The 25,836-nt window shown below is 64.3% G+C and carries 28 protein-coding genes, 1 tRNA gene, 1 rRNA gene and 1 pseudogene; 16 read left to right on the top strand and 15 right to left on the bottom strand.

From position 1 onward, the window contains the following. Positions 1 to 23 precede the first annotated feature (23 nt). The 3 genes and pseudogenes from BLP10_RS14275 (at position 24) to BLP10_RS14265 (ending at position 2,504) form a co-directional block, all read left to right on the top strand. Positions 24 to 426: pseudogene (locus BLP10_RS14275) on the top strand (c-type cytochrome). Between the two features lie 185 nt (positions 427 to 611). Beyond that, positions 612 to 1,685: an ArsO family NAD(P)H-dependent flavin-containing monooxygenase gene (locus BLP10_RS14270; RefSeq protein WP_091135716.1), complete on the top strand. Its 1,074-nt coding sequence runs from the start codon at positions 612 to 614 to the stop codon at positions 1,683 to 1,685. A 78-nt stretch (positions 1,686 to 1,763) separates the two neighbouring features. After that, entirely contained in the window at positions 1,764 to 2,504 is a 741-nt protein-coding gene (locus BLP10_RS14265) for an oxygen-binding di-iron domain-containing protein (protein ID WP_091135712.1), read from the top strand. Positions 2,505 to 2,506: 2 nt separating this feature from the next. Here BLP10_RS14265 and BLP10_RS14260 read toward each other — a convergent pair whose 3' ends face one another. From BLP10_RS14260 to BLP10_RS14245, 4 genes are read right to left on the bottom strand one after another with little or no spacing between them, the layout of a single operon-like run. Beyond that, positions 2,507 to 3,697, bottom strand: a complete 1,191-nt coding sequence (locus BLP10_RS14260) for an MFS transporter (RefSeq protein WP_139165507.1) — start codon at positions 3,695 to 3,697, stop codon at positions 2,507 to 2,509. 50 nt (positions 3,698 to 3,747) lie between these two features. After that, entirely contained in the window at positions 3,748 to 5,175 is a 1,428-nt protein-coding gene (locus BLP10_RS14255; protein ID WP_091135708.1) for an NAD(P)-binding domain-containing protein, read from the bottom strand. A gap of 14 nt (positions 5,176 to 5,189) precedes the next feature. After that, positions 5,190 to 5,441 carry a DUF1127 domain-containing protein gene (locus BLP10_RS14250; protein ID WP_091135705.1) on the bottom strand — a complete coding sequence of 84 codons (252 nt, stop codon included), beginning with the start codon at positions 5,439 to 5,441 and terminating at the stop codon, positions 5,190 to 5,192. 55 nt (positions 5,442 to 5,496) lie between these two features. Further along, positions 5,497 to 5,814 (bottom strand): ArsR/SmtB family transcription factor, encoded by a 318-nt coding sequence (locus tag BLP10_RS14245; protein WP_091135703.1) that lies wholly within the window; start codon positions 5,812 to 5,814, stop codon positions 5,497 to 5,499. Between the two features lie 200 nt (positions 5,815 to 6,014). Between BLP10_RS14245 and BLP10_RS23565 the strand changes: the two genes are divergently transcribed. From BLP10_RS23565 to BLP10_RS14235, 3 genes are read left to right on the top strand one after another with little or no spacing between them, the layout of a single operon-like run. Further along, on the top strand, positions 6,015 to 6,212 hold the full coding sequence (locus tag BLP10_RS23565; protein WP_244510542.1) for a hypothetical protein: 198 nt from the start codon (positions 6,015 to 6,017) through the stop codon (positions 6,210 to 6,212). Next, entirely contained in the window at positions 6,193 to 6,591 is a 399-nt protein-coding gene (locus BLP10_RS14240; protein ID WP_244510541.1) for a response regulator, read from the top strand. Before BLP10_RS23565 ends, BLP10_RS14240 begins: the two co-directional genes overlap by 20 nt. Before the next feature lies 1 nt (position 6,592). Further along, positions 6,593 to 6,985 (top strand): response regulator, encoded by a 393-nt coding sequence (locus BLP10_RS14235; protein WP_244510539.1) that lies wholly within the window; start codon positions 6,593 to 6,595, stop codon positions 6,983 to 6,985. Between the two features lie 20 nt (positions 6,986 to 7,005). Here the strand turns inward: BLP10_RS14235 and BLP10_RS14230 are convergent, their stop codons facing one another. The 8 genes from BLP10_RS14230 to BLP10_RS14195 form a co-directional block, all read right to left on the bottom strand. Beyond that, a complete protein-coding gene (locus BLP10_RS14230) occupies positions 7,006 to 7,200 on the bottom strand; it encodes a hypothetical protein (RefSeq protein ID WP_091135701.1) in 195 nt (64 codons plus the stop codon). A 79-nt stretch (positions 7,201 to 7,279) separates the two neighbouring features. Continuing rightward, positions 7,280 to 8,014, bottom strand: a complete 735-nt coding sequence (gene arsH, locus BLP10_RS14225) for an arsenical resistance protein ArsH (RefSeq protein ID WP_091135698.1) — start codon at positions 8,012 to 8,014, stop codon at positions 7,280 to 7,282. After that, positions 8,007 to 9,086 carry an ACR3 family arsenite efflux transporter gene (arsB, locus tag BLP10_RS14220; protein ID WP_091135695.1) on the bottom strand — a complete coding sequence of 360 codons (1,080 nt, stop codon included), beginning with the start codon at positions 9,084 to 9,086 and terminating at the stop codon, positions 8,007 to 8,009. The genes arsH and arsB overlap by 8 nt, the downstream gene beginning before the upstream one ends. A gap of 11 nt (positions 9,087 to 9,097) precedes the next feature. Beyond that, positions 9,098 to 9,523 (bottom strand): arsenate reductase (glutaredoxin), encoded by a 426-nt coding sequence (gene arsC, locus BLP10_RS14215; protein WP_091135691.1) that lies wholly within the window; start codon positions 9,521 to 9,523, stop codon positions 9,098 to 9,100. A 9-nt stretch (positions 9,524 to 9,532) separates the two neighbouring features. Then, on the bottom strand, positions 9,533 to 10,075 hold the full coding sequence (locus tag BLP10_RS14210; RefSeq protein WP_091135688.1) for an arsenate reductase ArsC: 543 nt from the start codon (positions 10,073 to 10,075) through the stop codon (positions 9,533 to 9,535). Beyond that, the gene (locus tag BLP10_RS14205) at positions 10,068 to 10,424 is read right to left on the bottom strand and encodes an ArsR/SmtB family transcription factor (protein ID WP_091135684.1); all 357 of its coding nucleotides are present in this window, start codon (positions 10,422 to 10,424) and stop codon (positions 10,068 to 10,070) included. The genes BLP10_RS14210 and BLP10_RS14205 overlap by 8 nt, the downstream gene beginning before the upstream one ends. A 257-nt stretch (positions 10,425 to 10,681) precedes the next feature. Further along, a complete protein-coding gene (locus BLP10_RS14200; RefSeq protein WP_091135680.1) occupies positions 10,682 to 11,194 on the bottom strand; it encodes a response regulator in 513 nt (170 codons plus the stop codon). A gap of 186 nt (positions 11,195 to 11,380) precedes the next feature. Then, the gene (locus BLP10_RS14195; protein ID WP_091135676.1) at positions 11,381 to 11,641 is read right to left on the bottom strand and encodes a hypothetical protein; all 261 of its coding nucleotides are present in this window, start codon (positions 11,639 to 11,641) and stop codon (positions 11,381 to 11,383) included. Positions 11,642 to 12,095: 454 nt separating this feature from the next. Here BLP10_RS14195 and BLP10_RS14190 point away from each other — a divergent pair, with 454 nt between their 5' ends. Further along, positions 12,096 to 12,608: a Crp/Fnr family transcriptional regulator gene (locus BLP10_RS14190; protein WP_210183622.1), complete on the top strand. Its 513-nt coding sequence runs from the start codon at positions 12,096 to 12,098 to the stop codon at positions 12,606 to 12,608. A 127-nt stretch (positions 12,609 to 12,735) separates the two neighbouring features. Here the strand turns inward: BLP10_RS14190 and BLP10_RS14185 are convergent, their stop codons facing one another. Beyond that, positions 12,736 to 13,491, bottom strand: a complete 756-nt coding sequence (locus tag BLP10_RS14185; RefSeq protein WP_342026170.1) for a Crp/Fnr family transcriptional regulator — start codon at positions 13,489 to 13,491, stop codon at positions 12,736 to 12,738. A 300-nt stretch (positions 13,492 to 13,791) separates the two neighbouring features. On the opposite strand from BLP10_RS14185, the gene BLP10_RS14180 reads away from it, so the two are divergent. The 9 genes from BLP10_RS14180 (at position 13,792) to BLP10_RS24025 (ending at position 25,538) form a co-directional block, all read left to right on the top strand. Then, positions 13,792 to 15,309 (top strand): ATPase domain-containing protein, encoded by a 1,518-nt coding sequence (locus tag BLP10_RS14180; RefSeq protein ID WP_091135672.1) that lies wholly within the window; start codon positions 13,792 to 13,794, stop codon positions 15,307 to 15,309. Next, complete coding sequence (locus tag BLP10_RS14175) at positions 15,293 to 16,336, top strand: sensor histidine kinase (protein WP_091135669.1); 1,044 nt, start codon at positions 15,293 to 15,295, stop codon at positions 16,334 to 16,336. The genes BLP10_RS14180 and BLP10_RS14175 overlap by 17 nt, the downstream gene beginning before the upstream one ends. 121 nt (positions 16,337 to 16,457) lie before the next feature. Further along, on the top strand, positions 16,458 to 16,637 hold the full coding sequence (locus tag BLP10_RS14170; RefSeq protein WP_091135666.1) for a ribbon-helix-helix domain-containing protein: 180 nt from the start codon (positions 16,458 to 16,460) through the stop codon (positions 16,635 to 16,637). A gap of 49 nt (positions 16,638 to 16,686) precedes the next feature. Then, positions 16,687 to 19,584 (top strand): PAS domain S-box protein, encoded by a 2,898-nt coding sequence (locus BLP10_RS23210; RefSeq protein WP_244510562.1) that lies wholly within the window; start codon positions 16,687 to 16,689, stop codon positions 19,582 to 19,584. A 238-nt stretch (positions 19,585 to 19,822) separates the two neighbouring features. After that, a complete protein-coding gene (locus BLP10_RS14155; protein WP_091135659.1) occupies positions 19,823 to 20,476 on the top strand; it encodes a hypothetical protein in 654 nt (217 codons plus the stop codon). Between the two features lie 256 nt (positions 20,477 to 20,732). Beyond that, the gene (locus BLP10_RS14150) at positions 20,733 to 20,912 is read left to right on the top strand and encodes a helix-turn-helix domain-containing protein (RefSeq protein ID WP_091135656.1); all 180 of its coding nucleotides are present in this window, start codon (positions 20,733 to 20,735) and stop codon (positions 20,910 to 20,912) included. Positions 20,913 to 21,085: 173 nt separating this feature from the next. Then, positions 21,086 to 22,792 carry a tyrosine-type recombinase/integrase gene (locus BLP10_RS14145; RefSeq protein WP_091135652.1) on the top strand — a complete coding sequence of 569 codons (1,707 nt, stop codon included), beginning with the start codon at positions 21,086 to 21,088 and terminating at the stop codon, positions 22,790 to 22,792. Further along, complete coding sequence (locus BLP10_RS14140) at positions 22,792 to 23,853, top strand: tyrosine-type recombinase/integrase (protein ID WP_091135649.1); 1,062 nt, start codon at positions 22,792 to 22,794, stop codon at positions 23,851 to 23,853. The genes BLP10_RS14145 and BLP10_RS14140 overlap by 1 nt, the downstream gene beginning before the upstream one ends. After that, complete coding sequence (locus BLP10_RS24025) at positions 23,850 to 25,538, top strand: recombinase family protein (protein ID WP_091136393.1); 1,689 nt, start codon at positions 23,850 to 23,852, stop codon at positions 25,536 to 25,538. Before BLP10_RS14140 ends, BLP10_RS24025 begins: the two co-directional genes overlap by 4 nt. On the opposite strand, the gene BLP10_RS14130 is transcribed toward BLP10_RS24025, so the two are convergent. Together BLP10_RS14130 and rrf are read right to left on the bottom strand one after the other, a co-directional pair. Continuing rightward, a tRNA-Met gene (locus BLP10_RS14130) sits at positions 25,495 to 25,571 on the bottom strand. The two genes, BLP10_RS24025 and BLP10_RS14130, sit on opposite strands and share 44 nt — an antisense overlap. A gap of 127 nt (positions 25,572 to 25,698) precedes the next feature. Beyond that, a 5S ribosomal RNA gene (rrf, locus tag BLP10_RS14125) occupies positions 25,699 to 25,813 on the bottom strand. Positions 25,814 to 25,836 lie beyond the last annotated feature (23 nt).

Here is a 25,836-nt window from a genome sequence, read left to right as displayed (position 1 = left end):
CAACCCCTCGATCAGGAAATCCCATGTCCAAGCGTTTCGCCGCCGTCCTGCTGTCCTCTGGTCTCATCGGCTCGACCCTCGTATCAGGCCCTGCCAATGCGCAGGATGCTGCGGCCGGTGAGAAGGTCTTCGCCCAGTGCCGCGCCTGCCATCAGGTGGGCGAGACCGCCAAGAACGCCGTCGGCCCACACCTCAACGGACTGTTCGGCCGGCATTCGGGGTCGGTCGAGGGCTACACCTACTCCGCGGCCAACAAGAATTCCGGCATCACCTGGGACGAGGCGACCTTCCATGAGTTACATCCAGAACCCGCGCGCCAAGATTCCCGGCACCAAGATGGTCTATGCAGGGCTGAAGGACGAAAAGCGCATCAGCGACCTCGTCGCCTATCTCAAGCAGTTCGACGCCTCAGGTAAGAAACAATGATCGTTGCCTCCGACCTCATCCCGCATGGTCCGCAATCGCGCGGGCAATGCGGATGGGATCGAGCCCAAGGAACGGGGCACCACCGGGACCTGGCCCGGGCCTCACTTGGCATCCGGACGCCGGGCAGCCTATGTGGGGAGAGGGGCGCGTGATGGTGCGGTCCCGCGGCAACGGGAGGCTGCCTCATGACACAGGCCCAAACGGACGTGGTGATCGTCGGCGGAGGGCAGGCGGGTCTCGCCGTCGGCTACTACCTCAAGCGGGCCGGGCGCGATTTCGTCATCCTCGATGCGCAGGACCGCCCCGGCGGGGCGTGGCTCCACGGCTGGGATTCGCTGACGCTGTTCTCTCCGGCCGAATACGGCTCCCTGCCGGGCTGGCAGATGCCGCCGAGCGGAGGCGGAGGCTTCCCGGGCAGGGACGAGGTGATCGAATACCTCGGCCGCTACGAGCGCCGCTATGACCTTCCCGTGATCCGCCCCGCGCGGGTGCGAACGGTCGTGCGGGAGGATGGTGTCCTTCACGTCGAGGCCGACCAGGGCTCATGGCGTGCGCGTGCCGTGGTCAGCGCCACGGGAACATGGAGCCACCCCTACATCCCGGCCTATCCGGGTGCCGAGCTCTTCGAGGGCGAACAGATTCACTCGGCGCACTATCGCGATCCGGCGTCCTTTCGGGGCAAGACGGTGCTGGTCGTCGGCGGCGGCAACTCGGGGGCGCAGATCCTCGCCGAGGTCTCCCGGGTGGCCCACGCCACGTGGGTCACCGTCTCGCCGCCCCAGTTCCTGCCGGACGATATCGACGGCCGGGTGCTCTTCCGGCGGGCGACGGACCGCTACCGCGGGCAGGGGGACGATGGCGGCACCCCGGCCGGAGGGCTGGCCAACATCGTCATGGTGCCGCCGGTGCGGGAGGCGCGGGAGCGCGGCGCCCTGACCAGCGTGCGGCCCTTCACGCGCTTCACACGCACGGGCGTGGTCTGGGAGGACGGCTCCGAGACACAGGTCGACGCGGTGATCTGGTGCACGGGCTTCCGGCCCGCGCTCGACCACCTGCGCGGTCTCGGCGTCATCACGCCCGAGGGCCGGATCGAGGTCGACGGCAACCGCTCGGTCCAGGAGCCGCGCCTCTGGCTGATGGGCTACGGCGACTGGACGGGGTTTGCGTCGGCCACCCTGGTCGGCGCGACCAGGACCGCGCGCGAGCTGGCCCGCAACCTCCTCGCCGCCTTGGACGCAGAGGCCGTCGAAGTTTCCTGAGACGGGCCATACCTGCCGCACTTCCGAACGGATGGTCGGTTCTAATCCTCGGGCAGGGGCAACCCAGGGAGCAGCCTGATGGAAACCCGCATCGACGAGATCGGCGACCGCATCTACCGCCTCTCGACCCACGTGCCCGACATCGTGCCGCCGGCCGGCTTCGCCTTCAACCAGTTCCTCGTGCTCGGCGACGAGCCGCTCCTGTTCCATACCGGGTTGCGGAGGATGTTCCCGCTCGTGTCCGAAGCCGTGTCCCGGATCATGCCGATCGAGAACCTGCGCTGGATCACGTTCGGCCACTACGAGGCCGACGAGTGCGGCGCCATGAACGAATGGCTGGCCGTGGCCCCGAACGCGCAGGTCGCGCATGGGATGACCGGATGCCTGGTGTCGCTGAACGACATGGCGGACCGCCCGCCGCGGGTGCTGTCGAACGGCGAGGTGATCGACATCGGCGGCAAGCGAATCCGGTACATCGACACGCCGCACGTGCCGCACGGCTGGGATGCCGGCGTGATCTTCGAGGAGACCACGAGGACGCTGTTCTGCGGCGATCTCTTCACTCACCTGGGTAACGGCCCCGCGATCACCGAAGGCGACATCGTGGGCCCGGCGCTTGCGGCCGAGGACATCTTCTACGATACGAGCCTGGGCCCAAGCATCGCGCCGACCGTTCGCCGGCTGGCCGAGCTTGCCCCGCGCACCCTGGCCCTGATGCACGGCTCGTCCTATGTCGGCGATACGGTCGCGGCCCTGCACGACCTGGCCAGCGCCTACGAAAAACGCCTGCGTGCCGCCATGGCGGGGATGCCGGCCTGACGTCAGCTCCCCCGGGTCGTCACCCACAGCAGCCCGACGAGGGCAATGTTCAGGCAGGTCATCCCGGCGAGGAAGCCGAGGGCGGCACCCGGACCGCTCCATTCGATCAGGATCGCCCCGATCGAGGGAGACAATGCTTGGGCGAGCAGGCTGGGCATCGCCAGCTTGCCCATGAGCGAGGCGTATCCGTCCGGTCCGAACAAGGCGAGCGGCAAGGTGCCCTTGGCGATCGATCCGATCCCGTTCCCGGCGCCGTAGAGCGCCAAGGCAAGCGCCAGGATCGGGAACCCGAGGAGCAGCAGGATGACCCCGCCCGCGACCAGGGTGACGGAGGCCGCCATGGTCCAGATCGGATGGTAGTGGCGGCCGAAGGCCATCTCGATGACGCGGGCGCCGACCTGGGAGGGACCGACGAGCGCCCCGAGGCCGCCGGCCGCCGCGAGGCCGAGGCCTCGAGCCTGGAGGAAGGTGAGCAGATGCACCCCGATCATGGACGCCGTGACCGCACCGAGGGTGAGGATCGTGGCGAGCAGCGCGAATGCACGGATCCGCTTGGTCCCGGTCAGAGGGGGCGGTGAGGATATCCCGGGTTTCGCGCCGGATGCCCTGCCGACGGCCGCAACCGACCCGATGCCGGGCACGACGAAGGCGTGCAGCGGAAGGCATACGAGGACGTGGATTGCGGCGTAGGCCGCGCAGGCACCGCGCCAGCCGAAGTGCTCGACCAGCCAGGCGCTGAGGGGCCAGCAGACGGTGCTCGCGAAGCCTCCCCACAGGGTCAGGGTGGTGATCGCCCGCCTCGCATCCTTCCCGTGCAGCCGGCCAAGCGTGGCGAATCCGGCATCGTAGAGACCGGACCCCATGCCGAGGCCCATCACGAGCCAGGCCATCAGGTAGACGGGGAGGCTGTGGGCGAGCGCCAGCGTCGCGAGTCCGGCGGCGAGCAGGACCGAGCTGGCGACGAGGACCGGACGGCCGCCCCTCGCGTCGATGGTGCGCCCGACCCGGGGCGCGACCAATCCGGCTGCGAGCAGGCCGACGGACAGTCCGCCGACGACCCAGCCGAGCGACCATCTGGTGTCGGAGGCGATCGGATGTGCGAGCACGGTCGGCAGGTAGAAGGACGATCCCCAGGCTAAGATCTGGGTGATACCGAGGGCGGAGATGACCACCCTCGGGCACGGTTTCGGCATGGCGGGATCGCTCGCCAGGGACTCACTCACCGGATTCGACACGGGCGATCTCAGCAGCAGCCCGCAGGCTCCGCAACCTTTTCCGACGCCTTCGTGCCGCATCCGCAGCCCGACTGGCCCGCGGACTTGGCCTCGGCATCGGCGACGCAACAGGCATCGACCTGCGCCGGGGCGGAACCGCCGCAGCAGCCCGAGGATGCAGGCGCACCGTCGACGGGGAGGTTGGTCGAGCAGACGCCCGTCTCCGGCAGGACGAGGTGGACGTCATCCGCTGCCGCGAGGTCGCCGGCGATGGCCGCCACGACCGAGCGGACCTGCTCGTACCCGGTCAGCATCAGGAAGGTGGGCGCACGTCCGTAGCTCTTGATGCCGACGGTGTAGAAGCCCGGCTCGGGGTGGGCGAGTTCGCGATGGCCGTGCGGCGGGACGGACCCGCAGGAGTGCAGGTTCGGATCGATCAGCGGCCCGAGTGCCCTCGAGCTCTCCAGCCACGGGTCGAGATCGAGCCGCAGCTCGCGGGTGAGGTTCAGGTCCGGGCGCTGCCCGGTGGACGCCACGATCCGGTCGACGGGACCGATCTCGCGGAGGCCGTTCGCCGTCTCGCCTTCGACGATAACCTGCCCGCCAGCGGTCCTGACGCGGACTACGGAGAAGCCAGGCACCAAGGTAATCCGGCCGCTGTCGACGAGCGCCTTGAGCCTGGAGCCGAGCTCGCCGCGGGCCGGAAGCTGGTCGGCGCTTCCGCCGCCGTAGACCCGCATCAGGTTCTCGCCGCGGGTCGCCCATACGATCGACGTCCCGGGATTGCGCTCCGCCAGCTTCGCAAGGTCGAGGAGGACGTTCGCGGCCGAGTGCCCGGCGCCAGCGACGAGGGTTATCCTGCCCTCATAGGCAGCGCGGTCGCGCCCGAGCACGTCCGGTATGCCGTAGGCGATATGTTCGGCGTTCTCGGCCTCGCCCTCGGCGAGAATCCCGCCCGCACCCAAAGGATTCGGAGCCGTCCACGTCCCGGAGGCATCGATCACCGCCCGCGCCAGGTCACGCCGGATCGAGCCGTTGCCGTTGGAAACGGCGAGGACGAAGGGTTTGGTCTCACGGCCCTTGCTGAGCACCTTGTCAGCGCCCTGCCGGGTGATCGCCTTCACCGTGGCACCCGTCTCGATCACCGCCGTCATCTCCGGCGTCTCTGCCAAAGGCTTGAGGTAGGCCTCGTACAGGTCCGATCCTGTCGGCATCGCCTTGCCGGGCGGCTCCTGCCAGCCATGGGACTGGAGCAGCGCGCGGGCCACCGTGTCGGTGTTGTACTCCCACGGCGAGAACAGGCGGACGTGGCCCCAGTCGCGCACGTTGGCGGCGACCGTCTCTCCGGCCTCGTAGACCTTCGCGGGAAGGCCGCGCCGGATGAGATGGGCGGCGGCGGCGAGGCCGACCGGGCCTGCGCCGATGATGGCAACGGGGAGGGTGTCGAGCGAGGTCATGGAACGGCTCCTTGTCAGGATTGGCAGCACGGGACAGGTTGGGGGGAGAGGGTATTGCGCAGGCGGGCAACGAATTCGGCCCAGCGGCGTGTCGCTCCTGAGCAGCAAGCGGGGAGGAGCCGCTCCACGGGGACAACATGGAGTTCGATGCGCCGCAGGCCGATGTCGCGCAGGAGGTGGTCGTCCAGATCGCGCAGCGACAGCAGCTCGCGGTGCGTGGCGACGGGCCGTTCCCGCCCGAGGAAGGAGGAGAGCAGCGTGAGCATCGGTGTCTCCTATATCGCTATTTCCGGTATGATGGAAATATTGGGCAAAAAGAAATCAGGCGGCGTTCTCCGCCCGGTTTCCGCATCCGGCGTCGGCGCAGCACTCGTCGGCCAGGAAGCCGATGAGGCCGTTCATCGCCGGGTAGCTGGCCCGGCAGATCAGGGTCGTGGCCTGCCGCTCCTGCGTCACCAGCCCGGTCAGCAGGAGCCGCTGGAGGTGATGCGAGAGCGTCGAGCCCGGAATGCCGAGGCGCTCCTGGATCTGCCCGACGGGCAGGCCCGCTTCGCCTGCCCGGACGAGCGTGCGGTAGACCTGGAGGCGGGTGACGTTCCCGAGCGCTTCGAGCTGCTTGGCTGCTTGTTCGATATCCATGGAAATAAGATGTAGGAGTCCCGACCATGCGTCAAGCGATATTTCTGGATTGATAGAAATATATTGAAACGCATGGTTATTTTGCCGCCACGCTGAAACCCGCCGCGGGATCGACGGTTCACACGATTAACGTATGTTAGCCCGAGGTGGCCCGATCCGCCGCGACGGGCACGTCACACCAGTACCCAAGGAGAGTGCCGATGTCCCGCGACGCCTCAGGCGACGTGTGCCTGCCCTATGTCAACGACGTCCCTCCGGATGTCGCCACCTTCATGATCGCCCGCGCCTTCGCCGAGACCTACAGGGACGTGCTCGAGGCTCCGATCCCGGACCCGCTCGTCGCCATCCTGCGCCAAATGGAAATCAGGAGAGCCGACCATGACCGCCATGCAGCCTGAACCGCATGTCGCCTTGATCGTCGAGGACGATCCCAACGTTCGGGCCCTCGCAACCGTCCTGCTCAAGGAGACCCCTCTCGATGTGGTGGAGGTCGAGAGCGCCGAGGCCGCCTTGGATTGCCTCAAGGAGTGTGGGGGCGAAGTGGCGATGATCTTCGCCGACGTCCGCCTGCCGGGGGAGATGGACGGGGTCCAGCTCGCCAAGGCCGCATACACGCTCTGGCCGACGGTCAGGGTGGTGCTCACCTCGGGCGATCCCGGCGCGCTGTCCGATGACCTGCCGGAGTGCGTCACCTTCATGCCGAAGCCGTGGCGCGGCCTCGACGTGCTGGTGCAGGCGGAGAAGGCTATACATGACCCACAGCCGCCGGTGACGTGACATGGCACGGGATTCAATGGAAGACGCGCCTGTTGTTCTCCTGGTGGAGGACGAGCCGCTGGTGCGCATGACGGCCGCCGACGAGCTGGAGGAGGCGGACTTCCAGGTTCTGGAGGCGGCAAACGCCGATGTCGCCATGGCGGTGCTGGAGGCGCGCTCCGATGAGGTGCAGGTGCTGTTCACGGACGTGCACATGCCAGGATCCATGGACGGCATGGAGCTTGCCGAGCAGGTGCATGCACGATGGCCGCATGTCCGGCTGTTGATCTCCTCGGGCTACGCCCAGCCCGCACCGGACGAGATCCCGGATGCCGGGCGCTTCGTGCCGAAGCCCTACCGCGCCGCGACCATCGTCAGGCAGATCCATGAACTGGTGCATATGACGGAGCGCTGAGGCTCGGGCCGGCTGCCGTCCTATGCGCCACCGATCTCCTCGATGACGATGCCTGTGCCGCCGCAGATCGGGCACTCCTTGTCCCCGAGCTTTCCAGTGCCCTTGCACTCCCGGCAGACGTTCTCACCCGCCCCAGGCGTCTCCAAATCGGCTTGATCCCCGGGATTGAGCTTTGGCTTGTGGGGATGATCGTCACCTGACCTCTGGTCGGACATGGCCTTGGCTCCTGCAAACGCCCATCAGGGCAACGCCGCGACGAAGCCCAGGTTGCCCATCCAAGGCTGCCGATCCGTTCTACTCGGCCGCCTTGACCTCGTGCCTCATGGCTTCCGCGGCGAGGCGCCTGGCCTCCTTCTCCGCTGCCTCCTTGCGCTCGCTGTAGCGGTCGGTGAGGTAGTCGGAACGGTCGCGAGTCAGCAGCGTGAACTTCACCAACTCCTCCATCACGTCGACCACGCGGTCGTAGTAGGAGGACGGCCTCATCCGTCCGGCCTCGTCGAACTCCTGGAACGCTTTCGCCACCGAGGATTGGTTCGGGATCGTCACCATCCGCATCCAGCGTCCGAGCACCCGCATCTGGTTGACGGCGTTGAACGACTGCGAGCCGCCGGACACCTGCATCACGGCGAGCGTCCGGCCCTGCGTCGGGCGCACGGCGCCCACGGAAAGCGGTATCCAGTCAATCTGGGTCTTCATCACCGCGCTCATGGCCCCGTGGCGCTCGGGGCTGCACCAGACCTGGCCCTCGGACCAGAGCGACAACTCGCGAAGCTCCTGGACCTTGGGATGGTCGCTGGCGGTGGCGTCCGGCAACGGCAGCCCGCGCTGATCGAAGATACGGGTCTCGCAGCCGAAGTGCCGGAGCAGGCGCTCGGCCTCGAGGGTGAGGAGGCGGCTGTAGGACCGCTCCCGCAGCGAGCCGTACAGCAGGAGGATACGCGGTGGGTGCGTGGACACCCGGCGTGGCTCCAGGTTGCCAAGGTCCGGGGTGTCGAGGACCGAGAAGTCGATGTTGGGAAGGTCACTCACCGGGCTGGACTCCCCGCTTGGTGCTAGCCGATGGCATCCTGTGCCGCGCGGCGCCGCGCTCGTACCAGCCCTGGCTGCGGTTCACGATCCAGACCACGGACAGCATCACGGGCACCTCGATCAGCACGCCGACGACGGTCGCCAGCGCCGCCCCGGAGTTGAACCCGAACAGGCTGATGGCGGCGGCCACGGCGAGCTCGAAGAAGTTCGAGGCGCCGATCAGGGCGGAGGGGCCGGCGACGCAGTGCTGCTCGCCCGCGACCCGGTTGAGGAGGTAGGCCAGGCCGGAGTTGAAGTAGACCTGGATCAGGATCGGTACCGCGAGTATGGCAATGATCAGCGGCTGCGCCAGGATCTGCTCGCCCTGGAAGCCGAACAGCAGCACCAGGGTGGCGAGCAGGGACACCAGCGACAGCGGCTGCAAGACCCGGAGCAACCCGGTCAGGGACGCCTCGCCACCACTGGCCAGCAGGCGCGAGCGCAGGAACTGGGCGAGGATCACTGGGATGACGATGTAGAGCACGACCGAGAGCAGGAGCGTGTCCCACGGCACGGTGATGGCGGACAGGCCGAGCAAGAGACCCACGATGGGAGCGAAGGCGACCACCATGATCATGTCGTTGAGCGCCACCTGGCTCAGCGTGAAGTGCGGCTCGCCCTTGGTCAGGTGACTCCATACGAACACCATCGCCGTGCATGGGGCTGCCGCCAGGATGATCAGGCCAGCGATGTAGGAGTTGATCTGGTCGGCGGGCAGGTAGGGCTTGAACACGTATCCGATGAAGAACCATCCGAGCGCCGCCATCGAGAACGGCTTCACCGCCCAGTTGATGAACAGTGTCACGCCGATGCCGCGCCAGTGCTCCCGGACCTTCCCGAGTGCCACGAAGTCGATCTTGATCAGCATCGGGATGATCATGAGCCAGATCAGGGCCGCAACGGGCAGGTTGACCTTGGCGACCTCAAGCGCGCCCACGGTCTGGAAGAAGCCGGGGAAGGCATGGCCGAGGGCGATGCCGGCCACGATGCACAGGGCGACCCACAGGGTCAGGTAGCGTTCGAAGATGGACATCGAAAATTCCCTCAGGCGGTCGCCACCCGGCGCCCGTGCTCGTCGACGACCCGCTCGCCGTCTTCCTTGACGAATTCGCCCTGCTGGGGCGGCAGGAGGTCGAGCACGGCCTCGGACGGACGGCACAGACGCACGCCTTTCGGCGTGACGACGATGGGGCGGTTGATCAGGATCGGGTGGGCCATCATGGCGTCGAGGAGTTGGTCGTCGGTCAGGGACGGATCGTCGAGCCCGAGCTCGTGGTAGGGCGTGCCTTGCTCGCGGATGACATCGCGGACCGGAACGCCCATGCGGTCGATGAGCTGGCGCAGCAGGAGCCGCGTCGGAGGCGTCTTCAGGTACTCGACGACGTGCGGCTCGATGCCTGCGTTGCGGATCATGGCCAGCGTGTTGCGGGACGTGCCGCAATCCGGGTTGTGGTAGATGATGACGTCCATGGAAAAGCCTCAGGCCGAGCGGCGGTCGAAGGGGAGAACGGTGCCGGAGGTGGCGCCCTCGAGGCGGCCGATCTCCCGCAGGTGATGGGTGAGGGCGACCTGGTCGAGGCTCGCCACCGGCAGCGCCAGGAAGGCGGAGATCCGGTTCTTGAGGTATTTGGCGGCCTGGACGAAGGCCCGTTCCTTCTCGATGTCGGTGCCTTCGACTGCGGCGGGATCCTCGATGCCCCAGTGCGCCGTGGCGGGATGGCCCAGCCACACCGGACAGGCCTCGCCGGCGGCGCCCTCGCAGACGGTGAAGATAAAGTCCATGGCGGGCGCATCAGGTCCGGCGAACTCGTCCCAGCTCTTGGAGCGGAAGCCGTCGGTCGGGTAGCCGAGGCTGTCGAGCACCTTCAGGGCGAACGGATTGACCATCCCCTTCGGCTGGCTGCCCGCGGAGAACGCGTTGAAGTGCCCGGCGCCGTCCTTGCGCAGGATGCCCTCGGCCAGGATCGAGCGGGCGGTGTTGCCCGTGCACAGGAACAGCACGTTGTAGGGACGGTCAGCCATCGAGGGTCTCCTTCGGAGGACAGCAGGGGGCGAGGGCATCGATCAATGGAGCGCACACGCCAGGATGCCCGCCGCAGCAGTCCTTGAGCAGGAAGGTCACTACCTCGCGGAGCCGATCGAGGTCGGCTCGGTAGATGATCGAGCGGCTCCGGCGTTCGGAGCGGACGAGACCCGCCCGGGAGAGGATGCCGAGGTGTGAGGACATGGTGTTGTGCGGGACCGCGAGTTCCCGAGCGATGTCGCCTGCGGGCAATCCGTCGGGTTCGTGCGTCACCAAGAGGCGGAACACGTCGAGACGGGTCGGTTGCGCGAGCGCCGCGAGGGCCAGGATGACGTACTCTGATTCCATCTGTCGAGACTTATAGAATAGTCGTGCATTGTGCAAGCTGATTGACGCTCACATCAGTGAGGCCTCTCGCGAGGGCCGCTAGTGGCACCAGGCTGACCTTAGCCATAATTCCGCATTGGAGGCGTGAGCTGACCTTCACAGACAAGGGCTCAATGGCTCCCGTTGACCCAGAGCTGACTCTAGCTGTTCCGACACAGTTTATGTGCTGCCACGGTTCCGCAATTCCCGCTCTGCGAAACGCCGCGTTCGGTCGAGGTCTATTCTTCGGGCTCTGGAAGGGGCTGTGCCAAGCCGCCCGCAGCACCTATGCCCGTGTGAGGTTGGCTGATCTTGATGGCTGAGGGAAGCACTGGGACCGGAGCCTCGGCAGGTGTCTCGGTCTGGCCGGACGGCAGCACCGTCCGCACAGCGGCAACTAAATCGGCCGGCCTGTAGGGCTTGGGGATGAACATTGCGCCTGAGGGAAGCACCTTCGGCTCCGGTGCCATTCTGCCGGACGTCACCACAATTCCGATGTGGGGCCATGCCTGTTTCACCACACGGGCCAGGGTGAAGCCATCTAGGGAGCCGGGCATTTCCACATCGGTTACCAGGGCGCGAACGTCGGCTGTCGCTTCAAGCACGGTCAGGGCTTCATCGGCATTGACCACCTCAACGACTTTGAACCCGCCGTCTTCCCGCAGCACATCCGCAGCCGTCATGCGTACGAGAGCCTCGTCCTCCACAAGGAGGACGACCAGCGGCTGCTGACCATCTTGATTGGTGTTCATGGCCAACCCTTTTCCCACGTCTGCACTCAGACAGGAGTGCTGGGGCGCTCAGGGCTGGGTGGCTTGAAGCCAAAGCCGGCCGGAAGAACCGCGGCGGCTGGAACCCTTCATATTCCTCTATCTCGCGAGAGGATAGCGCAATCGTGCCGCAGCTCGGGAAGAGTTCCAGGCATGGGCCCGTGCGACTTATGCGGCTTGGCGCATCAGTTTCTGTTCCACCCAGGCTCCGGCCTCTTCGGGCGTCTTGAACAGGGGCGCGTTCTGGCTGTTGCACTTGCCGAAGCCGGCTTCCAGGTGCCACCAGCCCTTGTGCTCGGGGTCATGGTGCGTCCCGTCGAGGCGCACGAACACGGCGGCAAGTTGGTTGTCGGCAAGGACAAGCCTGCCATCAGTGTCATGGCCGTCGATGAGCACGCGAATAGTAATAAGTGAGATGTCGAGGGTCAAATCCTTCGCCCTCCAGGTTGGGTCGAAAGGTCAGTGCCAAATGGCCGGACACCTTGAAAACAAATTATTCTGTTAGAGCGCTTTGCTTTTGGCGCAATCTACATAGGTTAATCTAGTCACAATGAAAGTTAAATCCTGAATATAAAACTATTACCATGAATTGCCTTTGATCGATGAGGTTAATACTGGAGAATAACATAGATTAGTAACGGGCATTCGTTTGTGTGACAAGGTGGCATTATTATCAGCCACTGATCTTGGGCGCTGATACCTGATAGGTACGACGTGCTCCCGCCTGCCAACAGGGGGTGCCGTCATGCACTCACCGTTCACCCCGACTACAACCCAATGATCCGCGAGCTGGAGAGCATCTTCACGCTCACGGACGACGAGCGGCAGGCGCTGCTCGACCTGCCAATGCAGGTGCAGGTGATCAAGGCTGACCAGGACAATCGTGCGCGAGGGCGACCGTCCTTCCCGGTCCTGCCTGCTCCTGAGCGGCTTTGCCTGCGTCTACAAGCTCACGGTAGCCGGCAAGCGCCAAATCGTCTCCTTCACCCTTCCTGGTGACATTCCCGACCTCCAGAGCCTGCACCTGAAGGTGCTCGAAAACAGCGTCGGCACCATGAGCCAGTGCCGGGTGGGGTTCATCGCCCATGAGGACCTGCGCAACCTCTGCACCCGCTATCCCCGCATCACCGCCGCGCTCTGGCGCGAGACCCTGATCGATGCGGCCATCTTCCGGGAATGGGTGATGAATCTCGGCCGCCGTGAAGGCGTGAGCCGCATGGCCCATGTGCCGTGCGAGCTGATGACGAGGTTCTGCCGAGGAAACGGCCCGGTTGAGGTCAGCGGTGCTCCGTCTCCGCGTTGCCGCATCCGAGGACCGCATCCTCGCCACCAGGCTGAGGCGGGCGATCTCCCTCCCCGCATGAGCGCTGCTTCGGAGCATCGCTCAATCCGCTAACCTGAAGCTCACAGTGGCAATGGTCGCGCAGATTGCAGAAGGCGTTCCGATTGGCTCGTTGGCAGAAGTTTCAAGCTGGGCCGTAGCCGCTCGTCCGTACAGTCTTCGGCGACAGCTCACGTGGCGATTAAGCCTTCATCCGGGACCCAGGGCGCCTACTGCCTGCCTCTTCCTTCTGAGATGAACTCTCCTCAATGGTTGGATAGACGCCCGCCAGCACCTGATCGAAATGGCGGCGCAAGGCGTTATTGCAGCCGCACGACAAGGCATCGAGGGCATCCAGATCGCGGACCCGAACGCCACCCCTGCGGGTCTCCAGCAGATGCCGTCCCTTCAGGGACTGGATGACACGGCTGACGTAGCTTCGGCCAACCCCCATCATGCTGGCCAACTGCTCCTGGGTCAGGGGAATGTCATGATCGCCCGTCCGATCGATGGCGGCGATCAGCCATTTCACCGTCCGCTGCTCGATCGTATGGACCGCGTTGCACGCCACCGACTGGAACACCTGTGCCAGCATGCAGTCTGCATAGCGGGCGAACAGATGACGCAGGCTGGCGGATCTGGTTTCGAACTCCTCGAGATCCGCAGTCGAAAGGCGCAGGAAGGGCCCCGGGAACTGGATCTCGGAGCGAGCAAAGGCCGGCAGGCGACCCTGGCTCACGATGCCACCGACCGCCCCCTCGCGTCCGATCAGAGCCGTCTCGACGGTCAGACCATCCTCAAGCTCCACCACGAAGGACACCAGGCTTGGTCCGCAAGGGAAGTAGACGAACCTGACCTCATCCCCCGGTTGATACAGCTTAGCTCCAGCCTCGCCCTCCCATTCCTGGAGCGACGGCGCCACGATGGCGAGGTCTTCCGGCTTGAGAGCGCTCAGCAAGTTGTTGCTGGCGATTCTCGCCCTGATGCGTGAGGGGATCATTGGAGGGTGCATTAGGCGTCTTTTCTCCAGTGCTTCGGCAGATCTAACGCGCCAGGGCAGTCTACGTTCAATTGTGCACATAACCTGAGCCATGTGTGCACATGTGGACAGACAGATCGACAGCTCCTCTCTACAAGGACGCCCAAGCTACCCCTAAATGACGACCATACCCGGCTGTGAAACGGATCTGGATTTGAAGCGCAGCATGGGGGTTCGACCGTCGATCCAACCGAAACCGCTTATTTTTTGAGACTGTCCATGACGCTTTCGTCGCCTTCCGATGCCGCTCCGATCCCGACAGGGGTTCCAGGGCTCGATGACATTCTGGCCGGCGGGTATGCCGCCAATCGCGCTCATCTCATCGAAGGGCGGCCCGGCTCCGGTAAGACGACGCTGGGAATGCAGTTTCTGCTCGCCGGGGTCGAAGCGGGTGAGACCTGCCTCTACATTACCCTGTCCGAGAGCAAACGAGAGCTTCTGTCCGTCGCCTCGCGCCATGGCTGGTCGCTAGAGGGCATCGAGATATTCGAGCTTGTTCCGCCGGAACTGAGCCTCGACCCAAAACAGCAGCAAAGCCTGGTCTACTCCTCCGATCTGGAGCTCGGCGAGACGGTGCAGATGGCGCTGGCGGAAATCGAGCGGGTGAAGCCCCGGCGGGTCGTGTTCGACTCGCTCTCGGAGATCCGGCTTCTGTCCCAGGGCTCGCTGCGTTACCGCCGACAGGTGCTGGCGTTGAAAAGCTATTTCCTGCTCAATGACGCAACCGTTCTGATGCTCGACGACCTGACCTCTGACCAGGACGACCTCAATCTGCACTCGATCAGCCATGCGGTCATCCGCCTTGAGCAGGTCGTTCCAGCCTATGGCGCCGAGCGGCGCCGGCTCAGCGTCACGAAGATGCGCGGCACCGCCTTCCGGGGCGGCTACCATGATCTGGTCATTCAGCGCGGTGGCCTGCGGATCTTTCCCCGTCTGGTGGCCGCCGATCATCACAGGGATTTTGCCTTTGACGCGATCCCCAGCGGCATCGGTGAACTCGACACCATCCTTGGTGGAGGTCTGAGCCGTGGCACCAGCACCCTCGTCATTGGTCCGTCGGGAGCGGGCAAGTCCACGCTGGCGCTCGGCTATCTCTGGGCCGCCCTGGAGCGTGGTGAGCCTGCCCTGATGATCAGCTTCGACGAGACCATCGGCATTCTTCTGCAAAGAGCCAGGGGTGTCGGCTTCGACCTAGCGCCTCACGTTGAAGCCGGACGGCTTCACATTGAGCAGATCGATCCGGCCAATGTCTCGCCAGGCGAATTCACCGGGAGGGTCCGGGAGGCTGTCGAACGGGATGGAGCAAGGATTGTCGTGATCGACAGCCTGACCGGCTACCTGAATGCCATGCCGGAGCAGCCGTTCATCGTGCTCCAGATGCATGAGCTTCTCACCTACCTCAATCAGCAGGGCGTGGTGACGATCCTGATCCTGGCGCAACACGGCATGGTCGGCCAGATGGTCTCCCCGATCGACTTGACCTACTTGAGTGACGCGGTCGTGCTGCTTCGCTTCTTTGAGGCGAACGGCCGCATCCGGAGAGCGCTGTCGGTGGTGAAGCGGCGCACAGGCTCACACGAGGACACGATCCGCGAGTTCCGGATCGACAGCCAGGGATTGCGCGTTGGTCCGCCGCTGGAGCAGTTCCGGGGTGTGTTGACGGGCGTACCGACGTTTGAGGGCCAGCGCGCCTCGCTTCTTGAGGAGCGCGAGACCGACAATGACGCAGGCCGCTGACGTGTCCGTGCTGATCCTTGCTCCGCATGGACGAGATGGCGCGGTCGCATCGGGGATCCTTGAAGAGGTTGGGATCTTGGCGACAACCTGCCCCAACCTTGAGGCGCTTGTCGCAATGTTGGATGTGTCAGCCTGCGCGGTGATCACGGAGGAAGCGCTTCTCAATGCCGACCGCCGCGAACTCGCGGAATGGATTGAGCGGCAGCCGCCCTGGTCTGACTTTCCATTTCTCCTGCTCACCCATCGCGGTGGCTCACCTGTCGAACACCTCACCGCGTTGCTGGGGAACGTCACGGTTCTCGAGCGCCCGTTCCATCCGGCCGTTCTCGCAAACGCCGTTCGCTCCGCTCTCCGCGCCAGACTGCGGCAACGGGAGGTGGAGGCGCATCTCAAGGAGCGGCAGCGGACACACGAGCGTCAGGCCCTGCTCATCCGCGAGCTGCACCATCGGGTCAAGAACACTCTGGCAACTGTTCAGGGTCTCCTCGGGGCGACAGCCCGTTCCACGCACTCTGTCGATGAGTTCTACCGCTCGTTCGCGGACCGGATTGTCGCTCTTTCCAACACACATAACCTCCTGACCGAGGATTATTGGCAGACGGCGCCGCTGATCGAGATGTTCAGGAACGAGCTGGCTCATTATGACGACGGGGCGCAACAACGGATCAGCCTTGAGGGGCCGCCGGTGGAGCTTTCAGCCGATCTGGCCGTGCCCATTGGCATGGCCGTGCACGAGCTGACCACGAATGCGGCCAAGCATGGGGCCCTCTCGGCTCCAGGCGGGCAGATCTCTGTGGCTTGGAAGGTCAGTGATCTGGCAGCAGGGCGCCGGCTTACCATCGAGTGGGTGGAGCGGGGCGGGCCGCCAGTCGAGCAGCCGCGGCGCAAGGGCTTCGGCTCGACGTTGCTGCATCGGGTGCTGACACACCAATGTCATGCAACGATCAGCATCGCCTATGACCCCGAGGGACTGTCCTGTCACATGGATATTCCGCTGATCGAAGAGCGGCTTGTGCCGGAGTATTGATCAATGGGGCAGCCCAAATCACCGAATTGACCAGGCCTCTGAGCGGTCGGTGCAGCCGGCGGATGTCCCTTGATTGTCACGAGTTAGCAGCTAGATCCACCCCGTCACCGGATCCTTTCCCATGTCCCGCAACCTCTCTCCGACCGCTGAACTGAATGCGTTCATCCGCGGGCAGGTCGCCTCGGGTCAGTACCAGAATGCCAGCGAGGTCGTTCGGGCCTGCCCGCGTCTCGTCCAGCGGCAGGAACAGTGTGGCTGGCGCAAGACGGCAGTTTCCGGAGCAGACCGCATCGATGGATGATAGGCCAGTGCCCGCAGCCGATCGCGGCTTCCTTGTCGATGGCGGGACCATGGGCGCGCTGATGCGCGGGCACGACTGGTCGACATCGCCTCTCGGAGCGCCGGAGACCTGGCCACAGACCCTGCGTACGGTGACCAGCCTGCTGCTTACCTCCAAGTTCCCGATGTTCGTCGCCTGGGGTGAGGGGCTAGGCTTTCTCTATAACGACGCCTATGCCGAGATCCTTGGAGCCAAGCACCCCGCGGCCCTTGGCGAGCGCTTCCACGACATCTGGGCAGAGATCTGGCCGGACATTTCCCCGCTGATCGACGCGGCGCTGGCCGGTGAGGCGAGCTATCGGGAAAACCTGCCGCTCCTCGTGAAGCGCAAGGGCTTCGATGAGGAGGCCTGGTTCACCTTCTCCTACTCGCCCGTCCGAGACGAGAGCGGCCAGGTGGCCGGCATGTTCTGCGCCGTCGCCGAGACAACGGGGCAGGTTCTTGCCGAGCGGCGCCAGTCCTTCCGCATCAAGCTCGAGGAGGCTCTCGGCGACCTCACAGATCCCCGCGCCATCATGGCGGCGGCGGCCGAGGCACTTGGGCTGTACTTGAGAGCAAACCGGACGGGCTACAGCGAGGTGCAGGCGGACGGCGAGACCATCGTGTGCGAGACGTGCTATGCCGATGGGGTCGAGCCTCTCATCGGGACCTTCGCGCTCAGCAGCTTCGGACCGGAGAGCATCGCGCGCCAACGGAGCGGGCAGACCGAAGTTTGCGACAGCATCGCGGCCGACCCGAGGCAAACCCATGCGACCTGGGCCGCCATCGAGACCGATGCGTTTGTGTCGGTGCCGCTGGTCCGGGACGGCCGCTTCACGGCGTCGCTCTACGTTAACTTCCGCGATGCCCACCAGTGGTCGTCCGAGGAGGTCGCGCTCATTGAGGACGCGGCTTCGCGGACCTGGTCGGCGGTGGAGCGGGCACGCGCTGAGGAACATCTGCGCGAGAGCGAGGCGCAGTTCCGGCTGATGGCGGATGCCGTCCCGCAGATCGTTTGGATCACGGATGGGGAGGGACGGACCCAGTTCTTCAACCGCCAATGGAGCAGCTATACCGGCGTAACATATGAGCCGACGACGGCAGCCGATGTGGCAGCGAACTACGTTCACCCGGATGACGGCATGGCAACGATGGCCGCGTTCAACGAGGCCAGACGGACAGGCGGCACCTTCTCCGTCGAGCATCGCATCCGTTCTGCGGCGGGGGAATACCGCTGGTTTCTCGTCCGTGGCGAACCGTACCGCGATCCGGGCACCAGCGAGATCGTTCGCTGGTTCGGCGCGTCCGTCGACATCCACGACCGCAAGCTCATGGAGGAAGCCCTGCGCGAGAGCGAGGAACGCCTTCGCGACCTGAATGCGACGCTTGAGGAGCGCGTCGCCGCGCGCACGGCCGAGCGCAATCACCTCTGGACCCTGACGGAGGACATGCTCGCCCGCGCGGATTACGGGGGCCAGATGAGCGCGGTGAACCCTGCCTGGACGAGGGTGCTGGGATGGTCGGAGCAGGAGTTGCTCACCAACCCCTATGCCGACATCATCCACCCCGACGACGTCGGGGTGACCGTGGCTGCACTACTGTCGATGGGGGAGACCAAGCAGCCAACGCGTTTCGAGAACCGGATCCTGACGTCAAGCGGGGAGTGGAAGCCGATCGGCTGGACCGTCTCGCCCGAGCCGGACGGCCAGAACTTCATTGCCGTCGGCCGCAACCTCGCGGACTACAGGGCGCGAGAGCAACTGCTTCTCGAAGCCCAGGAGGCGCTGCGTCAGTCGCAGAAGCTAGAGGCGGTAGGCCAGCTCACGGGCGGGGTGGCGCACGACTTCAACAACCTGCTCACCATCATCCGCTCGTCTGTCGAGTTCCTGCGCCGGCCCGACCTGCCCGAGGAGCGACGACGCCGCTACATCGACGCCATCACTGACACGGTGGATCGTGCCGCCAAGCTGACCGGACAATTGCTGGCTTTCGCCCGCAGGCAGGCGCTCAAGCCCGAGGTGTTCGACGTGCCCGAGCGGATCCAGGCAGTCACGGACATGCTGCGCACCATCGTGGGAAGCCGCATTAAGACCATCACGGATATCTCTTGCGAGCGCTGCTTCGTCGAGGCCGACGTCGTCCAGTTTGAGACGGCGCTCGTCAACATGGCGGTGAACGCCCGGGACGCCATGGACGGGGAAGGCACTCTGACGGTACATGTCGATGCCCTTGCCCATATGCCGTCGATACGCGGACACGCGGGCGCTCCCGGGAAGTTCGTGGCAGTATCCATCAGCGACACGGGATCCGGCATTCCTACCGACAAGCTGAGCCAGATTTTCGAGCCATTCTTCACGACGAAAGAAGTCGGCAAGGGCACGGGTCTGGGCCTGAGCCAAGTCTATGGTTTTGCCAAGCAGTCGGGTGGCGATGTCGCCGTCGAGAGCGGGCTCGGGAAAGGCACAACCTTCACTCTCTACCTGCCGAAGGTTGAGCGCGAGGCTGGCGCTGACGAGACTGCCGTCTATGCCCGGACAGGTGGGCAGCAGGAGGATGGCCGGGGTTGCCGTGTGCTCGTGGTCGAGGATAACCTTGAGGTAGGGCAGTTCGCAACGCAGCTCTTGCAGGATCTCGGGTACGAGACGGCTTGGGCCGCGAATGCCACCGAGGCTCTCGATCTGCTCGAGAATAACCACACCCGCTTTGACGTGGTTTTCTCGGACGTGGTGATGCCCGGGATGAGCGGGATCGAGCTTGGGCGGGAGATCCGGCAGCGGTATCCAGCACTTCCGGTGGTACTGACCTCCGGCTACAGCCATGTGCTGGCAGAGGAGGGACGGCACGGCTTCGAGTTGCTGCACAAGCCCTATGCTGTTGAGGACGTCTCGCGGGTGCTCCGCAGGGTGACCCGCAGGAGCGGCTCAGGCTAGCCTTGCTCATCTGGACGGAATGATCTTGGCAAGGCTGTAGGTCTGGTTGTGGCACTTTGCAGAAGTTCAAGAGATGTCCGGAGTGGTAGTACTAGCCGACCTTCTTCAAGCCTTGCTCCTCGGCCGCCTTCGAATACGCTGAGCCTCTGTTCGAGACAGTCTCGTCGCATTTTGGATCCCCCTATATGCTCTTCCGCATCGGCACGCCGACACCAGTGCCGAACGGAGAATAAACAGGATGCAGGGTCAAAGGCTTTTGGAGTGGCTCAAGCACGACTTGCGCGACGTTGAGCATCGTCCTTCCAGCGAGGCTCTGACCGAACTGATCGAGGACACTAGGCGCATCATCACACTGTACCTGGAACGCCCCGAGAAGCTTCGTCCCTCAATGGTAGCGAATGAGCTGAACAAACTGGCAAAGGGTTTGGAGAAAGCGGCCAAAGCCGCGGAGAAGCTCGGGAAACAGGGGTTGCTTCTGATTGTAGCCGCATCTGAGACCAATCTGGACGCGAGCGATCTCGATATGCCGAGGCACATTCTTTATCTTCAGCGTATGGCCGTTTGGAGCCGCAAGGCGGCAGAGGTTGCTGACCAGCAGAGCCAATCGGCGCGGAGCCACAAAGGCGGTAGCACACCTGATCAGAACCTTCGTGAACTCATCACCCTTCTTCTGGTTGCGTATCAGGAGATCCTCGGCATCAAACCATCTCACACGATCGATCCCGATACCGGCCTCGTCGAGCGTGGTGCCAGTGCATTCATCAAGCAAGCTCTCGGCCTCTATTGGCCGGAGCACACGTTCAAGCATCGGCTGATTGATGAGACCGTGAGGCGTTCGCTGCTCGTACGGGAGCTGGAGTATTTCGATCCTCCACCGCTCTCTTCGTCATGAGTGCGCAAAAAACTCTCCGTTAACGATTTATCCCTGCTGTGCTGATTGCGCGACGGTCGTGCCCATTGGAGGACTTCAGTGGGCACGACAGCACATGATCAGCAACAAACACAGACTTTGCGGCATCAGGCGAACTCGCCTGGGGCACTGATTGAGTTTGTTCGGCTGCTGGCCCGTCAGGCGGCCCGTGAAGCATTCGCCCGAGCCGAACTAGCTGCTGCCTCCGAGTCCGATCATTCCGAACCGGAGGATAATCATGAAGCCGAAGACTGAGCCGCTGCTCACCCTGCAGGATCTTGCTGCCCGCTGGCAGGTGAGCCTCAAATCCGTGCGCCGCATCGTAGCCCGCGGTGAACTCAAAGTGCACCGCATCGGTGCCCAGATCCGCATCTCGCCGAAGGATGCGGACACCTACGAGAAGCTCCATCGCGCGTAGGAACAGTGGCCACCAAGGAGCTTTCCTGTCCAACCATGTCAATAACTTAGCGGCTGTCGGGAGAACGCCCCCGGCTGAACGCCGTAGGACCAGAAAGCTGCTATTTCCCGAATAGGCCCACCTGTCCACGCCTGTCCTCCCGAGGCCAGAGCTGACCATGCGAGACGATCCCGATGAACCATGTCGACCCCAAATTTCTGGCCCGTAGCAAAACTGCCTTTCTCTCCGAGCATCAGACCACTCTGGCGGATGTGAAGCGGCTTGCCGAAGACGACCAACACCTGACCGCCATCCAGCGCCGAGACCTCGTTTCGGCTCTGAACCGCGTCGAACAGATGTTCGAGAGCCCCCTGGACAAGTTGGAAGCGAGCCCGCGCCGGGTGCGTGAGCTGTTCGCCTCCAGGAGTGCCGCCCAAGTGAACCTGTCCGAGAAGACCTTCGCCAACATCCGCTCACTCGTGACCAAAGCTGTCGCGCGTTATGGCCAGCCGATCTTACCGCTGACCAAGCGCATCGCCATCGCGCCGTCCTGGCAGACACTGCTCAATCGCATCGAGCCCGCTTATCAGCGCCAAGCCCTCTATCGCCTCACTACCTACTGCTCAATCATGGGCATCCCTCCGGAGGAGGTCACGACCCAGACACTCCCGGGTCTCTTTGGGGCGCTCGAGGTGGAAGAGGCGATCAAGAACCCCAAGGATGTTCTCAAGAACACCATCGTCAATTGGAACCGCTCGGCCCGCACCATCCCCGGCTGGCCCCAGGTAATCCTGTCCTCGCCGTTCAAGCAGAAGCCATATACGCTGGCCCTGAGCACGTTCCCGGTCTCGTTCCAAGCGGATGTGGAAGCCTGGAAGCAGCGTATGGCTGATCCCGATCCGCTCGACGAAGAGGCGCCGGCGCGCGTTCTACGGCCCGCCACGATCGAACACCGCATCGACAACTTCCGTCAGTTTGCCTCGGCTCTCGTCCACACCGGCCGTTTGCCGGTCGAGGCGATCACCTCCTTGAGCGTGCTGTTCCAGCCGGAGGCGTTCAAGTCTGCTCTCCGCTTCTTCCTGGATCGCTCGGGCAAGAAAACCCAGCGCGTGCACAACCTCGCCCGGTCCATGCGCCTGATTGGCAAACACTATGGCCGATTGGACGAGGCGACGCTCGCGACCCTTGAGAAGGTGAGTCGCAAGCTCGATCCCGGCAACCGCTGCCAGATGACGGACCGCAACCGCCAGCGCCTCGGCCAGTTCGATGATCCGCGCAATGTTGGCCGGCTGCTCACTTTTCCGGAGCGGGAAGCCAAGCGAGCCCTTACTGAGAAGAACCCGCTGCGGGCCGCGAAGCGGATGGAGCGGGCCGTGGCCGTCGACCTGCTCATTCATTGTGGCCTGCGGATCGGCTCCCTGCGGACGCTCGAGATGGCCGACTTCACTTGGCTCAGCTCGGGCCGGGCTGTTCTCGTCGTCCGGGCGGAGCGCACCAAAACGGGCCGGCCGCTGGAGTTCGAACTCAATCCTGAGGTCACCGTGCGCCTGAAGCACCACATCGCCGCGTTCCGCTCGCGCCTTCCGCAGGCGGAAGGCCCGTTTCTGTTCCCCGGGCCCAGTGGCGGGCCGCGGTCACAGACCGCGATGGCCGATGCGATCCGCCGGGGCATGCGGCAGACCGGCCTGGAGATGAACCCGCATCTGTTCCGCCATGCGATTGCGAAGATCGCGGTCGAGGCCGATCCTGGTGCTTATCTCGCCGTCTCGCGTGTTCTGGGCCACACGACGCTCGACACCACCATGGGCCATTATCTCGGGACCGAGTCCAAAGCCGCCGGCCGGCACGTTGACCGCCTGCTCGATGAGGCGAAGGCCAAAGCGTCGAAGGGGAAGCGCTGATGGTCAGGCCGGTTGATCCGATGCGTCGCGCTCTGCCGGTGTCCGAATGGCCGCAAATGGACCAGGATGCCTGGGCGACAGCGCAAGCTAACGGGGATATTTTCGACGAGGGCGGACATGCCGCTCATTGGGCCCCGCGCACTCGCCTGACTAACATCCAGCATTATGGCCGCTGGCTCGGTTACCTGCGCTGGACCAGCACGCTTGATCAGGCCTCTGCACCAGCCGGTCGTGTCACGCGCCAAGCGGTTCGCACTTACAACTGCCATTTAGAGGGGCTTGTGGCTCCACGCACCCGCCTGTCGATGCTGCTGGGATTGAAGGTGATGATGCAGGCGATGGCGCCAGATCGGAACTGGCGCTGGCTGCAGGAGGCCTGCAACCGGGTCCAGATCAATGCTCGCCCCAGTAAGGATAGGCGGGCAAGAATGCGTCCGACCGCCGAGATCTTTGCAGCCGCAATTGCGGAGCTGGAGCGCATACCCGCTGATTCCCTATCGATTGATCAGGCGGTCGCCTACCGCGACGCCCTGATGCTCGCCCTTTTGGCTGTCCGTCCATTGCGAGTGAAGAACTTCTCCGCCTTGGAGTTGGGACGCCATCTCAACAGCACCGATCGCGGCTGGCTGATCTCCATTCCAGCCGAGGAGACCAAGACCCGTCAGCCGGTCAGCTTCGAGCTACCGGAGCCGCTGGTGCCCTGGTTCGAGCGGTATCTCGCCGAGGTTCGGCTCCTGTTTCCGCAAGCGCAGGAATCGACAAGGCTCTGGCTCGGCAAGGAGGGCGTCCTGCGCGACCCTCACGCTGTCTATCACCGCGTCACCAAACTGACCCGTCGCCTGTTCGGGGCGCCGATCAACCCGCACCTGTTGCGCGACTGTGCCGCCTCGAGCCTAGCCGCCGTCTCGGCCGATACGGCTCGCGCGGCTGCGCCGCTGCTCGGGCATCGGCATTTTTCCACCACCGAGCGCCACTACATCCAGGCCAACAACCTCGCGGCGAGCCGTCGGGTCAGCGCGCTGCTCGATCAGCTCAAGAGCAAATTGGGAGAGGACGCATGAAGCGCGCCGCCATCTATGCCCGCTATTCGAGCGAGAACCAGCGCGATGCCTCGATCGAGGATCAGATCGAGGTCTGCCGCCGCTATGCCGCGCAACAGGGGCTTCAGGTCACGGCCACCTTCCAAGACCGCGCGCTCTCCGGCGCCAGCAGCAATCGTCCTGGTTACAGGACCTTGTTCGCAGAGGCGCGTCGGGGCGCGTTCGACGTGGTGATCGTCGAGGCGCTCGATCGCCTGGCGCGCAAGCTCTCGGATGTGGCGAGCCTGCATGACGAACTGCAGTTCCACGGCATGAGCCTGCATGCGGTCAATGTCGGCGCAGTGACCACGATGCATGTCGGCATGCTGGGCACAATGGCGCAGATGTTTCTCTCGGATCTGCGCGAGAAGACCAAGCGCGGTCAGTTGGGCCGGGTGCTGCAGGGGCGGGCTGCTGCCGGCAAGGCCTTCGGCTACGATGTGGTCGAGGATACCGAAAGAGGAGGGCGCGTCATCAACCCGGGTGAGGCCGCTGTGGTCGAGCGGATCTTCGCGCTATTCGCCCATGGCGTGAGCCCGCGCGCCATCGCCCGCCGGCTGAACGAGGAGCATGTACCCGGTCCCGAGAACCGCCCGTGGCAGGACACCACCATCCGTGGCCAGAAGGAGCGCGGGACCGGCATTCTCAACAATGAACTCTATATTGGCCAGCTGGTCTGGAACCGCTGCTCCTATGTGAAGGATCCGAGGACCGGCAAACGGGTGGCGCGGCCGAACCCGCCGGAGCGCTGGGAGAGGGCAGACGTTTCGCACCTGCGCATCATTGACGATGCGCTCTGGCACGAGGTGAAGCGCCGACAGGAGAAAACCGCGTTCGAGATGGGGCGGGATGAGAGCGGCAATGCGCTCAATCGCGCTCACCGGCGCCGTTTCCTGCTCTCGGGTCTGCTCGTGTGCGGCTGCTGCGGCGCGGGTTACACGATCATGGCGAAGGACCGCTATGGTTGCGCCGGGCGTCGCTCGAAGGGCATGTGCACCAACGAGCGCACGATCAGCCGCCGGGAGATTGAGGCGCGGATCCTCAAGGCCCTGAAGCAGAACCTGCTGACACCGGAGCTGGTGGCGGAATTCACCTATGTCTACCAGGAGGAGGTCAATCGGCTGACAAAGGAGGCGAGTGGTAGAACGGCAGAGATCGACGGAAAGCTCACAAGCGTTCAGCGCAAGATCGACGGCATCATGCGCGCGATCGAGGACGGGCTCTATCAGCCGTCAATGAAGGCGCGCTTGACCGAGTTGGAAGCGGAGAAGGACGCTCTCCTGGCTCAGAAGGACGCTGGTTCGACGATACCCAATGTTTCGGTGCATCCAAACCTCGCGGCCGTGTACCGCCGCAAGGTGGAAGAGCTTGAGACACTTCTGGACGAGACGGAGCACAAGGATGAGGCGATGGAGCTCATCCGCTCGCTGATCGACAAGATCGTACTGACGCCGAAGGAGGAGGGCGGTCTCGATGCAGTTCTCCACGGCGACTTGGCGCGTATTCTCGCTCTTTGCTCAGCAGGCGCTGAAGAGGCGAAGCCAGTCCTCGCTGTCCGTGTGGCGGGCTCCAGGCAAGCAAAAACCCTCGAAGGCGAAGCCATTCGAGGGTTTTCACTGTCAGTGGTTGCGGGGACAGGATTTGAACCTGTGACCTTCAGGTTATGAGCCTGACGAGCTACCGGGCTGCTCCACCCCGCGTCACTCAGGGCCGGTGTGGCAGGCCACACCGGCAAGAGGGAAGACAAACACAAACCGCGGCGCTTGTTTTCACAAGACACCGCGGTGTGGTTGTCAAAAGATGTAAAGAGGCGTTTGTCCTTGGCAGGCCCGGCAATGACCTACTCTCCCGGGTCTTGAGACACAGTACCATCGGCGCTGAGGAGTTTAACGGCCGAGTTCGAGATGGGATCGGGTTCAGGCTCCTCGCTCAAATCACCGGACCGGCGAAGGACAAACGGCAAGC

The sequence above is a fragment of the Microvirga guangxiensis genome (assembly GCF_900102135.1).
In the GTDB taxonomy this organism is placed as follows: domain Bacteria; phylum Pseudomonadota; class Alphaproteobacteria; order Rhizobiales; family Beijerinckiaceae; genus Microvirga; species Microvirga guangxiensis.
This window is presented reverse-complemented; position numbering and strand designations above follow the sequence as displayed.